Annotated in this window: 12 protein-coding genes; 1 reads left to right on the plus strand and 11 read right to left on the minus strand. The window is 60.0% G+C overall.

The features are described 5' to 3' along the window. Positions 1-46: 46 nt before the first annotated feature. The 4 genes from I1969_RS05665 to I1969_RS05680 form a co-directional block, all read right to left on the minus strand. Complete coding sequence (locus I1969_RS05665) at positions 47-2,062, minus strand: heavy metal translocating P-type ATPase (protein WP_271748022.1); 2,016 nt, start codon at positions 2,060-2,062, stop codon at positions 47-49. Positions 2,063-2,140: 78 nt separating this feature from the next. Further along, the gene (locus I1969_RS05670) at positions 2,141-2,386 is read right to left on the minus strand and encodes a DUF6110 family protein (RefSeq protein ID WP_055250999.1); all 246 of its coding nucleotides are present in this window, start codon (positions 2,384-2,386) and stop codon (positions 2,141-2,143) included. Positions 2,387-2,573: 187 nt separating this feature from the next. Then, entirely contained in the window at positions 2,574-4,331 is a 1,758-nt protein-coding gene (locus tag I1969_RS05675) for an ABC transporter ATP-binding protein (protein ID WP_195233717.1), read from the minus strand. Then, the gene (locus tag I1969_RS05680; RefSeq protein ID WP_229028281.1) at positions 4,332-6,068 is read right to left on the minus strand and encodes an ABC transporter ATP-binding protein; all 1,737 of its coding nucleotides are present in this window, start codon (positions 6,066-6,068) and stop codon (positions 4,332-4,334) included. Positions 6,069-6,269: 201 nt separating this feature from the next. On the opposite strand from I1969_RS05680, the gene I1969_RS05685 reads away from it, so the two are divergent. Further along, complete coding sequence (locus tag I1969_RS05685; protein ID WP_195233719.1) at positions 6,270-7,274, plus strand: helix-turn-helix transcriptional regulator; 1,005 nt, start codon at positions 6,270-6,272, stop codon at positions 7,272-7,274. Between the two features lie 64 nt (positions 7,275-7,338). Here I1969_RS05685 and I1969_RS05690 read toward each other — a convergent pair whose 3' ends face one another. The 7 genes from I1969_RS05690 to I1969_RS05720 form a co-directional block, all read right to left on the minus strand. Continuing rightward, positions 7,339-8,703 carry an ATP-binding protein gene (locus I1969_RS05690; RefSeq protein WP_195233721.1) on the minus strand — a complete coding sequence of 455 codons (1,365 nt, stop codon included), beginning with the start codon at positions 8,701-8,703 and terminating at the stop codon, positions 7,339-7,341. A gap of 482 nt (positions 8,704-9,185) precedes the next feature. Beyond that, the gene (gene gatB / locus I1969_RS05695; protein ID WP_195233723.1) at positions 9,186-10,862 is read right to left on the minus strand and encodes an Asp-tRNA(Asn)/Glu-tRNA(Gln) amidotransferase subunit GatB; all 1,677 of its coding nucleotides are present in this window, start codon (positions 10,860-10,862) and stop codon (positions 9,186-9,188) included. Next, positions 10,862-12,376, minus strand: a complete 1,515-nt coding sequence (gatA, locus tag I1969_RS05700) for an Asp-tRNA(Asn)/Glu-tRNA(Gln) amidotransferase subunit GatA (protein WP_195233725.1) — start codon at positions 12,374-12,376, stop codon at positions 10,862-10,864. Before gatA ends, gatB begins: the two co-directional genes overlap by 1 nt. After that, a complete protein-coding gene (gene gatC / locus I1969_RS05705; RefSeq protein ID WP_055287082.1) occupies positions 12,376-12,687 on the minus strand; it encodes an Asp-tRNA(Asn)/Glu-tRNA(Gln) amidotransferase subunit GatC in 312 nt (103 codons plus the stop codon). Before gatC ends, gatA begins: the two co-directional genes overlap by 1 nt. A 325-nt stretch (positions 12,688-13,012) precedes the next feature. Next, positions 13,013-13,930 carry a class C sortase gene (locus tag I1969_RS05710; RefSeq protein ID WP_195233755.1) on the minus strand — a complete coding sequence of 306 codons (918 nt, stop codon included), beginning with the start codon at positions 13,928-13,930 and terminating at the stop codon, positions 13,013-13,015. Between the two features lie 132 nt (positions 13,931-14,062). Then, positions 14,063-14,836: a hypothetical protein gene (locus tag I1969_RS05715; protein WP_195233757.1), complete on the minus strand. Its 774-nt coding sequence runs from the start codon at positions 14,834-14,836 to the stop codon at positions 14,063-14,065. Next, on the minus strand, positions 14,818-15,786 hold the full coding sequence (locus tag I1969_RS05720) for a MarR family transcriptional regulator (RefSeq protein ID WP_195233759.1): 969 nt from the start codon (positions 15,784-15,786) through the stop codon (positions 14,818-14,820). The genes I1969_RS05715 and I1969_RS05720 overlap by 19 nt, the downstream gene beginning before the upstream one ends. Positions 15,787-15,958: the final 172 nt, after the last annotated feature.

A 15,958-nucleotide genomic window follows, 5' to 3' on the forward strand; every position in this document is an offset into this window, starting at 1 on the left:
GGCTGCGGTGCCGCCCGAATGCAGGCCATATACTCAATCGAAAACGCTAACGCAAGTACGCCTTTGCGTTGCCCAGGCTGTAGGCGATCGTTGAGCCGTTGTGCAGCAGTGACGACGTCTGCGGAGTGATCATGCCGGTAATGCCCAGCGCCAGGAGCGCCGAGTTGGTGAGTATCACCTTAGAGTAGGAGCTCGTCAGACGATCAACGAGGCCCTGACTCATGCGGCGCAGGCGCACGATCGCGGCGAGATCCGTGTCAGTCAGGATGATATCGGCGACCTCCTTGGCGATGTCGCTTCCGCCACCCATCGCCAAGCCCACGTCGGCCAAACCGAGCGCCGGCGAATCGTTAACGCCGTCGCCCACCATGGCAACGTGACGCCCCTCGCCCTTAATGCGCTCCACATAGGCGTACTTGTCCTCGGGCAGCAGCTCGGCCTTAAACTCATCGACACCCGCCTCGCGCGCAATGCGCTCGGCCGTGCGTTCAGAATCGCCCGTGAGCATAACGACATGTTTGACGCCCAGCGCATGCAGGTCGGCGATGGCTTCACGGACCCCGGGCTTAAGCGGATCCTCGATGCCGAGCACGCCCACGACCGTGCCGTCGACCGCCAGATACAGCGGCGACAGGCCCTGCATCTGGGACTCAATTTGCTCCTTAATGTCGGACTCGAGCTGCGCGCTCTCATCCTCAAATACAAAGTGCGCGGAACCGATGATGGCGCGACGCCCTTCAATGGACGAAGCGATACCGTGCGCCACAATATACTCGACAGCAGCGTGACGCTCGCGGTGCTCGAGTCCACGCTCACGTGCCGCATTGACCACGGCGCGTGCTACCGGATGAGGGAAATGCTCCTCCAAGCAAGCGGAAAGGCGCAGGACCTCGTCCTCGCTCCAGCCGTCGGTCGTGAGCACGCAAGCCAGGCGCGGCTGAGCCTCGGTGAGCGTGCCGGTCTTATCAAACACAATGGTGTCGGCCTTGGCAAACGACTCAAAGTACTTTGCGCCCTTGACCATGACGCCCATCTTGGCAGCATCGCTCATGGCAGTCATGACGGCAACGGAACCCGTGAGCTTGAGCGCGCACGAGTAGTCGACCATCAGCGCCGCCGAGGTCTTGATAAGGCTGCGCGTAGTGAGCGCGACCAGGCCCGCAAGCAGGAAGTTCCACGGGACGATCTTGTTGGCGAGGTCCTCCATATGCGACTGGCCCTCGGACTTGAGCGAGTCGGCCGTCTGCACGAGCGAGACGATTGAGCGCAGTTTGGTTTGCGCCGTATTGGCGCGCACACGCACCAAGATGCTGCCGTCTTCCACGACGGTGCCGGCGAACACGTCGTCGCCCACGCTGCGCTCGACGGCCAACGGTTCGCCGGTCAGGGTCGCCTGGTTGACCATAGCGCTCCCCTGCTCGACCACGCCGTCGATGCAGATGGACATGCCGGTGCGCACGGCGACCAAATCGCCGGGTTCAAGCTCGGTGGCGGCAACGCTTACCTCAGTGTCGCCGACGACCTTTTGCGCCTTGTCGGGCACGTCGAGCAGCGAGTTGATGAGCTCGTTTTCGCTCATGGCACGGGTGTAGTCCTCGAGCAGCTCGCCCACGTTGAGCAGGAACATCGTCTGCCCCGCGGTGTCGACATCACGCTTGACGAACGAAATGCCGATGGCCGAAGCGTCGAGCACAGGAACGGTCAGGCGCGGCTGCGCCAGTTCATGAAGGGCAGCGCGCAAAAATGCCATGTAACCGGCCACGACAAACACCGCACGCAGAGGCGTCGGCAAGAACCAGCGACGTGCGTAATGGGCACCGACGAGTGTCGCCAGGTCCATAACGAGTTTGTGCTTGCGCGGCTCGAGTTGCATCACGTAACCCGACTTGGCATCGGCGATAGCTTGAGCATCGAGTGCGCCCAGGGCGTCGAGCACGCTCGCGCGGCGCGGCTCATCGTACTCCAGCGCCATCTGACCAATACGGCCATAAACGCGCACCTTGTGCACGCCGTCGATATCGCCGCTGAGCTTAAGAAGTGCATCGAGATCGCTCTCTGGCACAGGACCCGCCAATTGAAGACGGGTCCTGCCGGGGATCTCGCTAATAATCGAGAATCTCATAGTTTGTGCCTGGGAGCGTTACTCGGCTGCCTCGTCAGCAGCGGCCTCGCTCTGGGTGATGTAGGCAGCCTCGGCAACCATGTCGTCGACATTGGCCTTGGCCTGCTCGACCATGTCCTGGTAGCCGTTCTTGATGCGCATGCCGCACGCGATACCCTGCACGCAGGCATTCTTGACCGGAGCGCTGGTAAGCAGCTTGATGCCGGCCGTGCCAAGCAGAAAACCGCCACCGACAAGCAGGGTATTGAACGTCGACTTCTTCATGTTGCTTCTCCCTTTTGCCGCATTGGACGCGGCACGGTGCCTCAGCACCCGAGTAAACAAGTTTGCTCGAGCACACTTTTGGAAAATAGTTTAGTTTATCTAACTATTAAGTTCAACAAAGGTTAACTTTTTGGAAACTATGGGGGCGAACTCAATATGACCAGGGGACCGTCCCTTTGTCATATTCCTACAGCCGCCAGTCAGCCGCTTCCTTTTGCAGCGCAACCATGCGGGCGAATTCTCCACCTGCCGCCTTGAGCTGCGCCGGAGTGCCCTGCTCGGCAACCACACCATCCTTGAGTACAACGATTTTGTCGGCATTTTCCACCGTACGCATACGGTGGGCGATCACGATTACCGTCTTGCCTGCGAGCAGGCGGGAGAGCGCCTGCTGCACCACGGTCTCGTTCTCCACATCCAAACTCGCCGTCGCCTCGTCCAGCAACACGATCGGCGCGTCTTTGAGCAGCGCGCGGGCGATGGAGATGCGCTGGCGCTCGCCGCCGGACAGCTTGGAGCCATTCTCGCCGATCATGGTGTCATAGCCCTGCGGCATGCGGTTCACAAACTCGTCGCAGTTGGCGGCACGCGCGGCAGCAAGCACTTCCTCATCGGTGGCATCGCGACGTCCAAGACGGATGTTTCCCATCACCGTGTCGTCAAAGAGTAGCACGTCTTGGAACACAATAGCGTAGTCGCGCAGCAGCACCTCGGGATCAACGCTCGCAACATCCACGCCACCCACGGTGACCGTGCCTTCGGTAGCATCCCAAAAGCGCGCGGCCAGGCGGCTCACCGTAGACTTACCGGAACCCGAAGGACCGACCAGTGCCGTGACCTCGCCTTCCTTGGCGGTAAAGCTCACATCGGTCAAAACCTTCTCGCCGGCGCGTCCGTCGCTGCCCGCACCATAGCCAAATGCCACGTGATCGAACACCACGTCATGACCCACGGGTTCAAACTGCTCGCTGCCCCGCGCCACGGGCTCCTCCATGATGGAGCGCATGCGCTTGGCCGACGACTCGGCGGCAAACAGCTCGGACATCAGCATCAGTGCCTGATCGAAGGGCGCATAGATGCGGCTCACCATGAGCAGGAAGGCAAACATCACCAAAAAGTCGACCTGGCCGGAGGCGACCATCGCAGCGCCCGTGACCAACGTGGTGGCAATCCCCAGGCGCAGGATGGCAAAGGCGGAGTTGACCAAAAGCCCATTGGCGAGCTCGCCTTTGGTGGTCTCGCGCTCCTCGGCATCGATCACGGCGTTGAGCCCCTCAAGATAATGAGCCTCCTGGTTGGTGGCGCGGATCTCGCGCACGCAGTCAAGCGTCTCCTGGATCGCCTCGGTGACCATGACCTTCTCGGCGCGCACGCGGTCGAACACCGGGGTCATGGGCCCGCGTGTCAGATACAGCACGGCAAAGGCCACGGGCACGCTCCAAAACGCCGCAATCGCCAGCTGCCAGCAAAAGAACAGCGACGCCACGAACACGATGGCGCTTGCGATGATGGCGCCCCAGAGTTCTCCCAGCACATGGCTGTAGGCATGCTCCATAGTCTGAACGTCGCCCATGATGGTTTCGGTTAGATCGGCCAGATCACGACGGCCGAAAAACGACAACGGCAGTTTGCGCAAGCGCTCGGCAATCCCCATGCGCTGCTTGCCGCACTCCTCGTAAAAGATGCAGTAGGTGTAGTAATACTGCTGCCAGTTAGAGGCAAAGAGCAACACAAAAAAGACCAGGAGGCCGCCCACGATCGGCAGGGCATCCGGCAGGTCGGCACCGGTGACGAGATGCTCGACAAAGCCGGCCATGACCAGGAACAAAAAGCCCATGCCGGCCATGGTCACAAGATTGGTGAGCGTGGTCCAGAAAATGCCGCGTTTTACGCCGGCGACGCCTTTATCGGATAGGAAATACTTCTTTTGGAATGAGGCGAACATTTAGGCCTCGCCTCCCTTCGCCACCGCGACATCCGCGGCAGCAGTGATCTTCCAGCTCGCGGCCTGTTCGTATTCGGCCCACATCTTGGCATACAGACCCTCTTGGGACAGCAACTCGGCATGGGTACCCGACTCCTGTACGCTGCCCTGGTTGAGCACCACGATTTGGTCTGCGCCCACTACAGTCGAGAGTCGGTGCGCAATCATAATGACCGTGCGACCCGCCGCCAGCTTGCTAAAGGCGCGCTGGATGAGCGCCTCGTTCTCGGGATCGGCAAACGCCGTGGCCTCATCGAGCACCACGATAGGTGCGTCCTTAAGGATCGCGCGGGCGAGTGCCACGCGCTGGACCTCGCCGCCCGAAAGATATGCTCCGCCGGCACCGAGCATGGTATTGATGCCCTGTGGGAGCTTGGCCACAATGTCGTCGCACTGAGCTGCGGAGAGGACCGCACGCACTTCGTCGTCAGTGGCCGTAGGCTTGGAGGCACGCACGTTATCGGCAAGTGTTTGCCGGAACAGCTGGTTGGTCTGGAACACGAAGGCAACCTGGTCCATAAGCTCGTGCGGGTCCATGTCGCGAACGTCTACGCCGCCTACGAGCACGCGACCTGCGGAAACATCCCAAAAACGCGAAATCAGGCTTGCGCAGGTTGACTTGCCGCCACCCGAGGGACCCACCAGGGCGAGGGTGCTACCAGCGGGAACGCTGAAACTCACATGGCTAACGGCAGGTGCTTCGGCACCCTCGTACGTAAAGCTCACGTCCTCAAATCGCACGTCGGCGCCGGCAGGGTGCTTGGGTTGGGCGGGCACGGAGAGCTGCTTGGATTCCATGACGCTTCGAATACGAGCCAGCGAATCGGCACTCATCTGAGAGGCCTCGCCCACAAACATGAGCTTGGTCATGGCCGTCGGCACCACGGCCGAAAAGATCGCGTAAAACGTGAAGTTGGCCATAAAGTGCGCGAAGTCCGTCTCGCCCGGCGCCAACAGCAATGCCACGGGCAAGAGAAATGCCACAAGGCCATTGAGCGCGGTAAGGTTGAGCACCTGCGGGCCTCGACAGAACGTGCCCGAATAGTTTTGTGCCATATCGGCGTATTCGGCAATCGCATCGTGGAAGGCCTTAAAGGAGTAGACCGTCTGCTGAAACACCTTGACCACAGGGATGCCGCGTACGTATTCGGTGCCGGTCTTGTTCATCTTGACCAGCGCTCCCATGTAGGCCTTCATGAACTCGGCGCCTTTGCCGCCCATCATGGCGGCCATGGCGCCAAGCGAAATGGCCACCGAGATGAGGCATGCCGCGCCCAAGCGCCAATCGAGGGCGAAAAGCAGCACGAGCAAGCCCACGACCATGGCAGCGGCGCCTGCGATATCGGGCAGCATGTGTGCGAGCAAAGTCTCGGTGGAGGCGGCGCATCCGTCTACAACACGACGCAGCTCACCGGTGGCGTGTGTGTCAAAGTAGCCAAGCGGCAGCTTAAGCAGGTGCTCGCTCGTAGTCTTGCGGATATTGGACGCGCAGCGAAACGCAGACAGGTGCGTGCACATGAGCCCCATGAAATAAGCTACGATGCTTGCTAGGGCAAAACCCACGGCCCACCAGCCATACATCGCGATATCGGTGGCTTCGCTCCAGTTAGGCGCCACGGCGATCAAATCGCGCGCGACAAGCCAAATGCACACGTACGGGCCAAAGCTCAGCAGCTGCGAGAGCGCCGAGAGCGCCATGCCCAAATACGTTAGGAATTTGCGGTCACCAGCTTAAGCAAGCAGCTCGCCGATACCGCCACCTTCCTTTTTTGATCCCTTTGCCATGAGATTCCTTTCTAACGGCTTGAGAGTTAACCGTAATGAACTTATCATTGACGTGTTAGCCATGGCTCACGATCAAGCCAGGCATGGACGTTTCTGCAAAGGAAAGGGACGCTTTTGCAAATACGGCAGGCAGCGACCGACATAACCGAGCTCTACGCACCGCAGTTTGAGCAGTTTGGCCTGGAGCTTACCGGCAAGGGCGCCGTCTTTACCGGCGAGGTGGCAAACGACCGGGCGCACGGCCGCGCATGGATCATGCCTCTCTCCCCTGCCTGCATCGTCATGGAGCATTTCATCACCCCGACGCACGATATGTACCTGGCCGAATACACACCCGAGCCATACGCCTGCGTGAGCGAAGTCAGCGCGCCCACACTTACATGCATGCCCGAGACTGGCATAACGCCCGCGAACCTCAAACCATCGCATGGACCGTGGCCAAACAATGCCGTTTGCAGCTTTATCCAAGATAGCTGTGGCGAGGAATTAAGCCCGCTGTTTGCGGGGGAACTTTATCACTCGCGCTCGGTGCTCTTTTTGCCTGGATATTTTGACGAACTGGAGCACCGCTATCCCACCGAGTTCGCGGGAATCTTTGAGGCGTTTGCCGAGCCATGGCACGAGGAAGCGACGTCTGCCATCTATCACACGCTGCGCCGGATTAACGAGGACCGTGCCCAAACCGTAGGCGGACACGTCTATATGCAGGGCATCGTGGAGACCATGGTCGCGGAGCTCGCCTGTTCGCGCGCGGCCCACAAGCAGGCGCGGCAGGCGGCAGACACACGCGTCAGCATAACCATGGCCGAAGAAGCAACGGCAATGATTGAGCGCACGCTCGACAAAGGCAGACATGTGGGTATCAACGAGGTGGCCGAGAGGCTCTACACAAGCCGCTCCAAACTATGCGCCACCTTTAAGGCCCAAACCGGCGAGTCCCTGGGCGCCTACATTCGCAGACGCCGTATGGAGCGAGCGCAGGACCTTTTGGCAGATAGCGCGCTCACGATAGCGCAGGTGGCAGAGCGTCTAGGCTACCCTCAGCAGGCCGCCTTCGCCCAAGCCTTCAAGCAATACACCGGCATGACACCCACGGCTTGGCGAAGCAAGCATCGCTAAGGCCCAAGCTCCCTGGCCGTAACGGAGCGATTAATTAGCCGCCGCCCGTCAGCTCACCCGGGATCTAAACGTCAAGATGCGCACAATCAAGCGCCTTTTTGATAAGAGGGACAGATCGATCAGCCAAATACAACGGAATGTTGAGCACCCCGTCGTCGAGCTTTAGGTTCTTAAGTGAGTAGCGGACCCTCAATGGAGTCGTCTCCGCATGCTTGTCGGCATAGTACTTAAGGCTCTTGGAATGAACGACCTCTCCCGATTTGACCTCGACGGGAACGATTTCGTTTCCGACCTGAATCAAAAAATCGACTTCGTGCTTCGGCTTCTCGTTTGTCCAATAACGCGGAGCAGCATCTAACTGTGAAAGTAATGCCTGAAGCACATAGTTCTCGGCGAACGAACCTTTGAACTCCGAAAATAGCGCATCCGAGATGGCAAAAGCGGACGCATCCAGCCTTGCCATGCGGCGCAGCAAGCCGACATCAAGACAGTAGACTTTAAATGCCTTGAGGTCATCGTACGCAGAGAGCGGCACACCACCGGCAGCATTAAGGCGAACCGCCGTGATGAGCCCAGCATCGGCAAGCCATTCCAGAGCATCCTCGTATTCTCGAGCACGAGCCCCCTCGCGCACCGCACCCCAAACGAACTTTTTGTTCTCGCGCGCCAACTGAGCTGGAATCGAGTTCCATATTTGCGAAAGCTTGGCGAACTGCGCACGGCCACCATGCTTGGCAAAATCGCGCTCGTAGGAATCCAAGAGATCAGACAACACCTTATCGACCTGAACGATATCGCCCGTCTCCACCCACCGGCCAAGAGCCTCTGGCATGCCGCCGCATGCAAAATAACGACGAAGATGCTCGACGAGACGGACATGGAAGAAATCGGGCACTGTCTCGATCTGATCCAGGCCGCCAAGGTATTCGTCGTAGTTTGCAGCGCCCTCGGCTTTCAGAAACTCGGAAAAGCTCATGGGGCGCATCTCCATGAACTCGACCTTTCCCACCGGAAAAGCGCTGGTCTCACGGGACAAGCGAACGCCCAACAAAGACCCTGCGCATGCGACGTGATACTCGGGGGCCTCGTCACAGAAGTATTTAAGGGCGCCGACTGCAGAAGGACAATCCTGGATCTCATCAATAATAAGCAGCGTTTCGCCGGGCTCGATAGGCTGTCCAAGTGCCAGGGAAAGATTTGAGATGATCCGTCGAGGATCGCGCGTACCTTCGAAAAACTGAGCGTACTCGCTCTGTACCCCAGGTGACGGCTCCTCGAGCGTCAGATACACAAAATTGAGGTACGAGGTTCGGCCGAACTCCTTAAGCGCCCACGTCTTTCCAACCTGGCGCGCCCCCTTAAGGATAAGCGGCTTACGATATTCTGACGCTTTCCAAGCGTTAAGCTTGGCAATGATATCTCGCTGCATAACCGAACCTCCCGCAAAGAAACTTCCGTAAACGTGATATTTGCCACATTTTACCTCAGGGAAAACGTGATGTTTATCACATTTACGGAAGTTTTAAGCTTGTTTCGCCACACTTTCATCACATTCAAAAGACGGAGGCGCCAGTGGCGCCTCCGTCACCATCTTTCTATCAGCCCGCCTGACCCGAACGGCCGAGTCGTCACGGAACCAGGGAGCCCCGGCAGGGCGGGTGCTTGCTCAAAATGAGTTCCCTTCAAAACAATGGGCGCGCCAACGGCGCGCCCATTCACTCAATTCCATTCAGCCCACCTGACCCGAACGGCCGAGTCGTCTGGCCGGGGAAGCCCCGAGTCGTCGGGGTGTTTGCTCCAAATGAGTTCCGCATGCAAAGAAGGCCACTAAATGTGGCCTTCGTCTTGCATAGGACTGTTTGAAATTTGGAGGAAACACCCCGGCGACTCGGGGCTTCCCCGGCCTCGCAGCTACGAGAGCGACGTTCTCAGCAACTCGTTGAAGAGCTTCGGGTTGCCCTTGCCGCGGCTCGCCTTCATGCACTGGCCCACCAAAAAGCCGATGACCTTCTGGTTGCCGTCACGATACTGCTGCGCCTGATCGGCACAGTTTGCCAGCACCTCGTCCACGATCGGCTGCAGCGCGCCGGCATCGCTCACCTGGCGCATACCGCGCTCGTCGACGATCTTGTTGGGGTCATCACCGGTCTGGGCCATGGCCTCAAAGACCTCGTGCGCCTGATTGGAACTGATGGCATCGGTCGCCAGCAGCTTGGCCAGCGCTGCCACCTGAGCCGGCGCAACGCCGGATTCGGTGAGCGACACACCCGCGCCCTTAAGGTAGGCGATCATCTCGTTCACCAGCAGGTTTGCGACCGTCTGGGCCTCCTTGCCAGCCATGCCGGCAGCGGCGGCCTCAAAGAACTCGGCAAACTCCGGGTCGCCGGCAATCTGCTCGGCATCGGCCGCCTTGATGCCAAAGTCGGCCTCAAAACGGACGCGCTTGGCATCGGGCAGCTCAGGGATCTCGCCACGGCAGCGGTCGATGAACTCGTCGTCCAGATCGAACGGCGCCAGGTCGGGATCGGGGAACAGGCGATAGTCGTCGGCCGTCTCCTTCACGCGCATGACCACGGTGCGCTTGCGGCTGGGCTCCCAGTGGCGGGTCTCCTGATAGATGATTCCGCCCTCCTCGAGCACCTCGGCCTGACGGCAAATCTCGTAGGCAAGGCCGTCATGCAGGCTCTTAAACGAGTTGAGGTTCTTAAGCTCGGTCTTAGTACCCAGCTTGGTCTCGCCACGGCGACGCAGCGACACGTTGCCGTCGCAGCGCATGGAACCCTTCTCCATGGAGCAGTCGGAAATGCCCAGCGTCACAAAGATGCGACGGAGCTTCTCCATAAACAGGCGGGCCTCCTCGGGCGTGCGCAGATCGGGCTCGGTAACGAGCTCAATCAACGGCGTGCCGCAGCGGTTGTAGTCGACGAGCGACTCGGCCGCAGCGGTAATGCGGCCCTCGGCACCGCCCACGTGCACCATCTTGGCGGCGTCCTCCTCCATGTGGATGCGCAGGATGCGGATGGGCACCGTGTAGGAGCCGTCCTCGCGGCGCTCGGGCATCTGCAGGTTGGACGCATCGTAGCTGGCCAGGTGGCCGGCGCGCTGGTTGCCCTCGCACATGGTCGACGTCATGGACGTGGACAGGCCCTCGGCGTTGGCAGAGGCGCTCGCCAGGCTCTGGGCCTCGGCCTCGCCAAACGCGCAGTCGGGACGCTCAGCGGCGCCGCGACCGGTCACATCCAGATCCAGGTGGCCGTACATGGCAAAGGCGACCGGACCCTGCGTGGTTTGGAAGTTCTTGGCCATATCGGGATAGAAGTAGTGTTTGCGGTAGAACATCGAGTGGCGCTGGATCTCGCAATTGGTGGCGAGACCGGCCTTGACGATGCTCTCGATTGCCTTCTTGTTAGGCACCGGCAGGGCGCCGGGCAGGCCCAGGCACACCGGGCACACGTTGGCGTTGGGCTCGTCATCGTGGCTGAGCTTGCAGTTGCAGAACATCTTGGTATCGAGTGCGGTGAGCTCGGTATGGATCTCCAGGCCGATCACGGCCTCCCAATCCTGCAGGACCTCGGAAAGCTCCTTCATTACAGCTCGCCTCCCTTCCCGGCAAAATCGGGCGCGACGGAAAGCGCGGGCGCACCCGTGGCGGCATCGGCAAAGCCGCGCTCCAGGGCGCGGGCAAACGTGAGCAGCTGACGGTCCTTAAAGGCTGGACCAACCAGCTGGGCAGAAACGGGCAGCTGAGTATCCTCGCCCAGGCCCAGCGGCACCGAGATGCCGCCGTTGCCGCAAATGTTGAGCGAGATGGTGTACAGGTCGGAGAGGTACATCTGCGTGGGGTCGCTGATCTCGCCAAACTTAAAGGCCGTGCGCGGCGAGGCGGGCATGAGGATGGTGTCCACCTTGGCATACGCAGCATCGTAGTCCTGCGTGATGAGCGTGCGGGCCTTCTGCGCGGCGTAGTAGTACTTGTCGTACACGCCCGAGCTCAGCAGGTAGGCGCCGAGCATCTGACGGCGCTTGGCCTCGGCGCCAAAGCCGTGGGCGCGCGACAGCGAGCTCTGGTCGGACAGGTTGGCGCAGCCCTCCTCCTGATAGCCGTAGCGAATGCCGTCAAAACGGGCCAGGTTGGAGAACGCCTCGGCAGGGCCGATGACGTAGTAGGCGGCGATGGCGGCGTCCAGGTGCGGTAGGTCGACCTCGACCAGCTCGGCGCCCTGGTTCTGCAGCTCCTGGGCGGCGCGCTGAACAGCAGCCTTGACCTCGGGCGTCAGGCCCTCGGCCTCCATAAACGCAGGGATAATGCCCACGCGCTTGCCCTCGATGCTGTCGTTGAGATGCTCGGTAAAGTCGACGGCGCAATCCTGGCTAGTGCAGTCGTACGAATCGTGGCCCGCACCGGTAAGCGCGTTCATGGCCAGCGCGACATCCTCGACCGTGCGGCCAAAGGGGCCCACCTGGTCGAGCGACGAGCCAAAGGCAACCACGCCGTAACGGCTCACGGCGCCATACGTGGGCTTAAAGCCCACCACGCCGCACAGCGACGCCGGCTGGCGAATGGAGCCGCCGGTGTCCGAGCCCAGCGAGAGCGCGACCTCGCCCGCGGCGACGGCGGCAGCGGAGCCGCCCGAGGAGCCGCCGGGCACGCGCTCGGTATCCCAAGGGTTGTTGGTGCGGTGGAACGCCGAGCTCTCGGTAGAGCTGCCAAAGGCAAACTCGTCCATGTTGGCCTTGCCCATGGGCAGGCAGCCGGCATCGAGCATGCGCTGGACGCAGGTGGCGGTGTAGACGCTCCGGTAGTCCCCGAGCATGCGGGAAGCACAGGTGGTGCGCGTGCCCACGAGGTTCATGTTGTCTTTGATGGCCAGCGGCACGCCCGCAAGCGGGGGCAGCGGCTTGCCTGCGGCACGGTCGGCATCCACGCGCGCAGCGGCCTCGAGCGCGAGCTCGGGTGCCACCTGCAGGAATGCCTGGACCCCGCCTTCGCGCGCCTCGATGGCGGCAAGGGAGGCCTGAGCCACCTCGGTAGCGGTAAAGTCGCCGGCGGCAACGCCCGCGGCGATCTGGGCGGCGGTAAGGGAATCGAAGCTCTGCGCCATTACTCGCTCTCCCCCTCTCCCAAAATGGACGGCACGCGGAAGTAGCGGTCGCGCGCGCTGCCGGCGTTTTCGAGCGCGACGTCGAGCGGCAGGTCGCGCTCGGGCTCGCGCAGGTCATCGCCCATCACGTTGGACAGGCTTCCGATGGGATGGAACGTGGGTTCCACGTCGGGTAAGTCATATTGCAAGACGGGCTCGAGCATCTGGACGGCGTCGTTCAGGTAGGACGTCATCTGGGTGAGCTCGTCATCGGTCAGTGCGATCTTTGCGTACTCGGCGATGCCGCGCACGTCTTTCTCGCTGAGTGCCATAGGCGCTCCCTTCCGCATAACAGATAAACCGCTCTAGTATACAAGCCAACGCCGCTTGGAGCAGGCGCTTTACCCAAATGCAGCGAAAACGTAACGAGGGCGGCGGTTGGCAGGCGGCGGGCTGGCGATTCTGCAGCGAAAACCGTCCCGTCCGCAACGAAAACCATCCCGCCCGCAACGAAAACCGTCGTGCCCGCAACGAAAAGCATCACAACATTCGACGTTTTTCGTCAAAATCGCGATTTTCATCGAATGTTGTGATGGTTCGAAAGCCCCGACCACCACAAAGGTGCCTGTCCCCATTGTGGTGGTTCTGAAGAATGTCTTATGCCGAGGCCTTGGCCTTGCGGCGCTTGCGGACCGCGTGGATCACGATGTCCAGCAGCAACAGCACAATGGCCACGACTACAATAAGCACGGCAAACTCGCGCTTGCCCCAGTGGCGGCCGGCCAGCGACTTTTGCTTGTCGACGTCCTTCTTGTTGTACATGGTGCGCACGCAATGCACCAGCAGGCGATGGTCGTTCACGCCGTAGGGCGTGCAGGTGACGAGCGTCACCTTGTCGGCGCCGGGCTCGATGGTCAGCGACTCCATCTCCTCGGGCAGCACCACCTCGGAGTCCACCATCTTGTAGGCGAGCGTCTTGTTCATGGTGTGCAGCAGCACCAGGTCGCCGGGCTCCAGCGAGTGAATGTCGTCGAACATGCTCAGGTTGCGCATGCCCGAGTGCGCGGTGAGCACGCAATGCGTCGAGGTGCCGCCAACCGGCAGGCTCGTGCCCTCCAGGTGGCCGACGCCCGCCATGAGGACTTCCTCGCTCGTGCCGTGGTAGATGGGCATGCTCACGTCGATGGAGGGGATCTCGACCCAGCTCATCATGGGGTCGCGGTCAAAGATGAGCTGCTGGGCATAGGGCTCGATCTGGTCGGCGGGAAGCTCGGTGGCCTCGCCCGCCAGCTGCTCGTTAAAGGAGCGCGCCTGAAGCAGAATGCGCTCGCGCTCTTCGGCAGACAGCGCGTCCACGGTGCTGGACACCGTGCTGATCTGATTGAACACGCCCGAGGCCTCGAGCCGGTCCAAGATCCACGGCCAGGTCATAAGGCCCACGCCAATAAGGATGATAACGATGGTGATGAGCCGATCGGCCCAGCGCGGCAGTCGCTTGCGACGGCGTTTGGACTTTGGTTGAGGTTTGGGCTGAGGGCTTGAGCCACCGTTGGCCGCGGCGTTATTGCTCTTCATATGTTTGGCGCCCTGCACCATCGCCGGTCACTCCTCTACAACTCAAGTTGTCTAAACAAATAATAGCCGAATAGCGAGCCCATGCGCCGGACAACGCAGCTAGACTGCACCGTCCGGGCCACGTTACCCCACTCAACTAATCAAGCCATATGTTGCTTTCATCGTCTCGAGCAACTGCGCCATCGTTACGCCCGCAATCCCAATCTGTTTCAGATTGACGTCGCCCACCTCACAATCTTTAACAAACGCAAGCATATCGTCCTTCAGCTCTCCGCGCAGGTCGACACCTTCCGACTCGCCAAGCAGCTGAGCAAGCCTCAGCGCATCACGTTTATGCTTTTTTACCTTCCTCGAATCAACGTTCTCCCCCGCTTCCCTTCTAGCTTTTAGGTCGAGATACGCCTTCGCTTTGAACGGAACAATGTATTCCGTACCCAGGACCGAAACGCCGCCTACGGTCCGAATTCCCTGAAGGAGCAAGCTATAGTAAGCATCGTCCAACAAAATTGCCGAAAGACTGCTTATGTTTTCATCAACGTGAATTGGCGCCACATCAATCCCCTCACGACCCTTTAGAAAGTCAGGGCACTTCCCGAAGAGTTCGATCATATGAGGGTAACCCGGCCTCTTAGGCTCTGTAAACCGATAAAAACATGAGTCTTTGCCTTCGCCCCAGCCGCAGCGATAACCGCCATCACGCACCAAAGTCCATATAGCTTCTGCCGTCTGAGGCAACCGGTCATCGGCGACAATTACCACATCAAAATCGTGAGTCGCCCTAAACGGAAGTCCCGCCTCCGCGAGCAAAATGTCGCATGCCGTGCCGCCGATAAGAGCATACGATCCTGCAGCTTCTTGCATATGCTGCTGAAATTTTTGGAGACCTTCTACAGCGCTTCTTGCCATGGATATTCCTTTCCAAACATGCGATCGACTTCGAGCTGAATTCGCTCATCGTCGATTGCCGCCAAAGATAGCGCAAGCGAAATGTCGTCGACACGGGAGGAACCGGCAAACACGGGCGCATAGCGCCACACTTGGATCATCGCCGTTTCGTTATCCGGCAACTCCCCGTCTGCGACTTCGAGGTCGCTCAGTTTACGCCATGCACTTCTTAAGACGGCCTTTTGTTCCATGCCCGGTGCAGCGAGCATGGAACGCGCGGCGAGCGCCGTCTCCCCGGCGTCAACAAGACAGTCAATCTGCGGTGTCTTCCTTGCAAAAAAGACCTTCGAGACAGGCGAGGAGAGCTCTGTCATGTGCTCGCTAAGCAGAAGATCAACGGCAACAGGGAGCACGACAACACGTCGCTCGCAACGCTCGCGCCTCGCGAGCCCCCTGTCGACAAGCTCGGTTATGGCCTCACTCGCGCGGCTTGCCGAAATCCCAAGCGCGCGACAAAGGTCATAGGGGCGATATGGCTCCTGGGCTGCTCCCCAGATTGCGGCAGCCTGTGCGTTGGGTGACATCTTGGTCGCGTGATTGCGAAACCAGGCACCGCCCCTCTCCGTGCAGGCTGTGCCCATAAATGGAAGAAAAGCCTGTCTACCTTGGCAGACAAAGGGAATCCCTTGTGCGACCAATGCTTTGCGCTGACGCGCATCGGCATCAGGAAACGAAACGACAACAGGAGTCTCCGCGCGTAAGGCTAGCTGACTATAGACTCTCTTAGCCTCGGGAAGCCCGACGCCAGTAGGCAAACTTGCAAGCAAAAACGAAAAACCGTTTGCGTCAACAGCGCGGACCTCAATCGCCCGCAGATGCAGCGGCAAGTGTGCGGATCCAGGCCAAGTTTTGGTCTTGGCGGAGAGGCCTAATGCTTCTTGTAGGTAGATTAGCGCTTCGTTCATTTCCATCGTTTTCGCTTGGTTCCAGTTTAAATTGGAATTATACATAATTTTCGGAATTAACGAGATTCCTTTCGTGCATAAGTCCATTATTTGCGTTTTCAGAATATCCCGGATCAGCGGATGATTCGGGATACAATCGTTACAGGAAACGACGCACCCTGCGTAAGTGTTCGAAAGC

This window comes from Collinsella aerofaciens (genome assembly GCF_015548375.1).
GTDB classification, from domain to species: domain Bacteria; phylum Actinomycetota; class Coriobacteriia; order Coriobacteriales; family Coriobacteriaceae; genus Collinsella; species Collinsella aerofaciens_AB.

What these genes read in the sequence shown, in the direction of transcription:
- I1969_RS05670 (WP_055250999.1), bottom strand. Translation starts at nt 2,386, where the DNA reads ATGAAGAAGTCGACGTTCAATACCCTGCTTGTCGGTGGCGGTTTTCTG.
- I1969_RS05675 (WP_195233717.1), bottom strand. Translation starts at nt 4,331, where the DNA reads ATGTTCGCCTCATTCCAAAAGAAGTATTTCCTATCCGATAAAGGCGTC.
- I1969_RS05680 (WP_229028281.1), bottom strand. Translation starts at nt 6,068, where the DNA reads ATGGCGCTCTCGGCGCTCTCGCAGCTGCTGAGCTTTGGCCCGTACGTG.
- I1969_RS05690 (WP_195233721.1), bottom strand. Translation starts at nt 8,703, where the DNA reads ATGCAGCGAGATATCATTGCCAAGCTTAACGCTTGGAAAGCGTCAGAA.
- gatB (WP_195233723.1), bottom strand. Translation starts at nt 10,862, where the DNA reads ATGAAGGAGCTTTCCGAGGTCCTGCAGGATTGGGAGGCCGTGATCGGC.
- gatA (WP_195233725.1), bottom strand. Translation starts at nt 12,376, where the DNA reads ATGGCGCAGAGCTTCGATTCCCTTACCGCCGCCCAGATCGCCGCGGGC.
- gatC (WP_055287082.1), bottom strand. Translation starts at nt 12,687, where the DNA reads ATGGCACTCAGCGAGAAAGACGTGCGCGGCATCGCCGAGTACGCAAAG.
- I1969_RS05710 (WP_195233755.1), bottom strand. Translation starts at nt 13,930, where the DNA reads ATGAAGAGCAATAACGCCGCGGCCAACGGTGGCTCAAGCCCTCAGCCC.
- I1969_RS05715 (WP_195233757.1), bottom strand. Translation starts at nt 14,836, where the DNA reads ATGGCAAGAAGCGCTGTAGAAGGTCTCCAAAAATTTCAGCAGCATATG.
- I1969_RS05720 (WP_195233759.1), bottom strand. Translation starts at nt 15,786, where the DNA reads ATGGAAATGAACGAAGCGCTAATCTACCTACAAGAAGCATTAGGCCTC.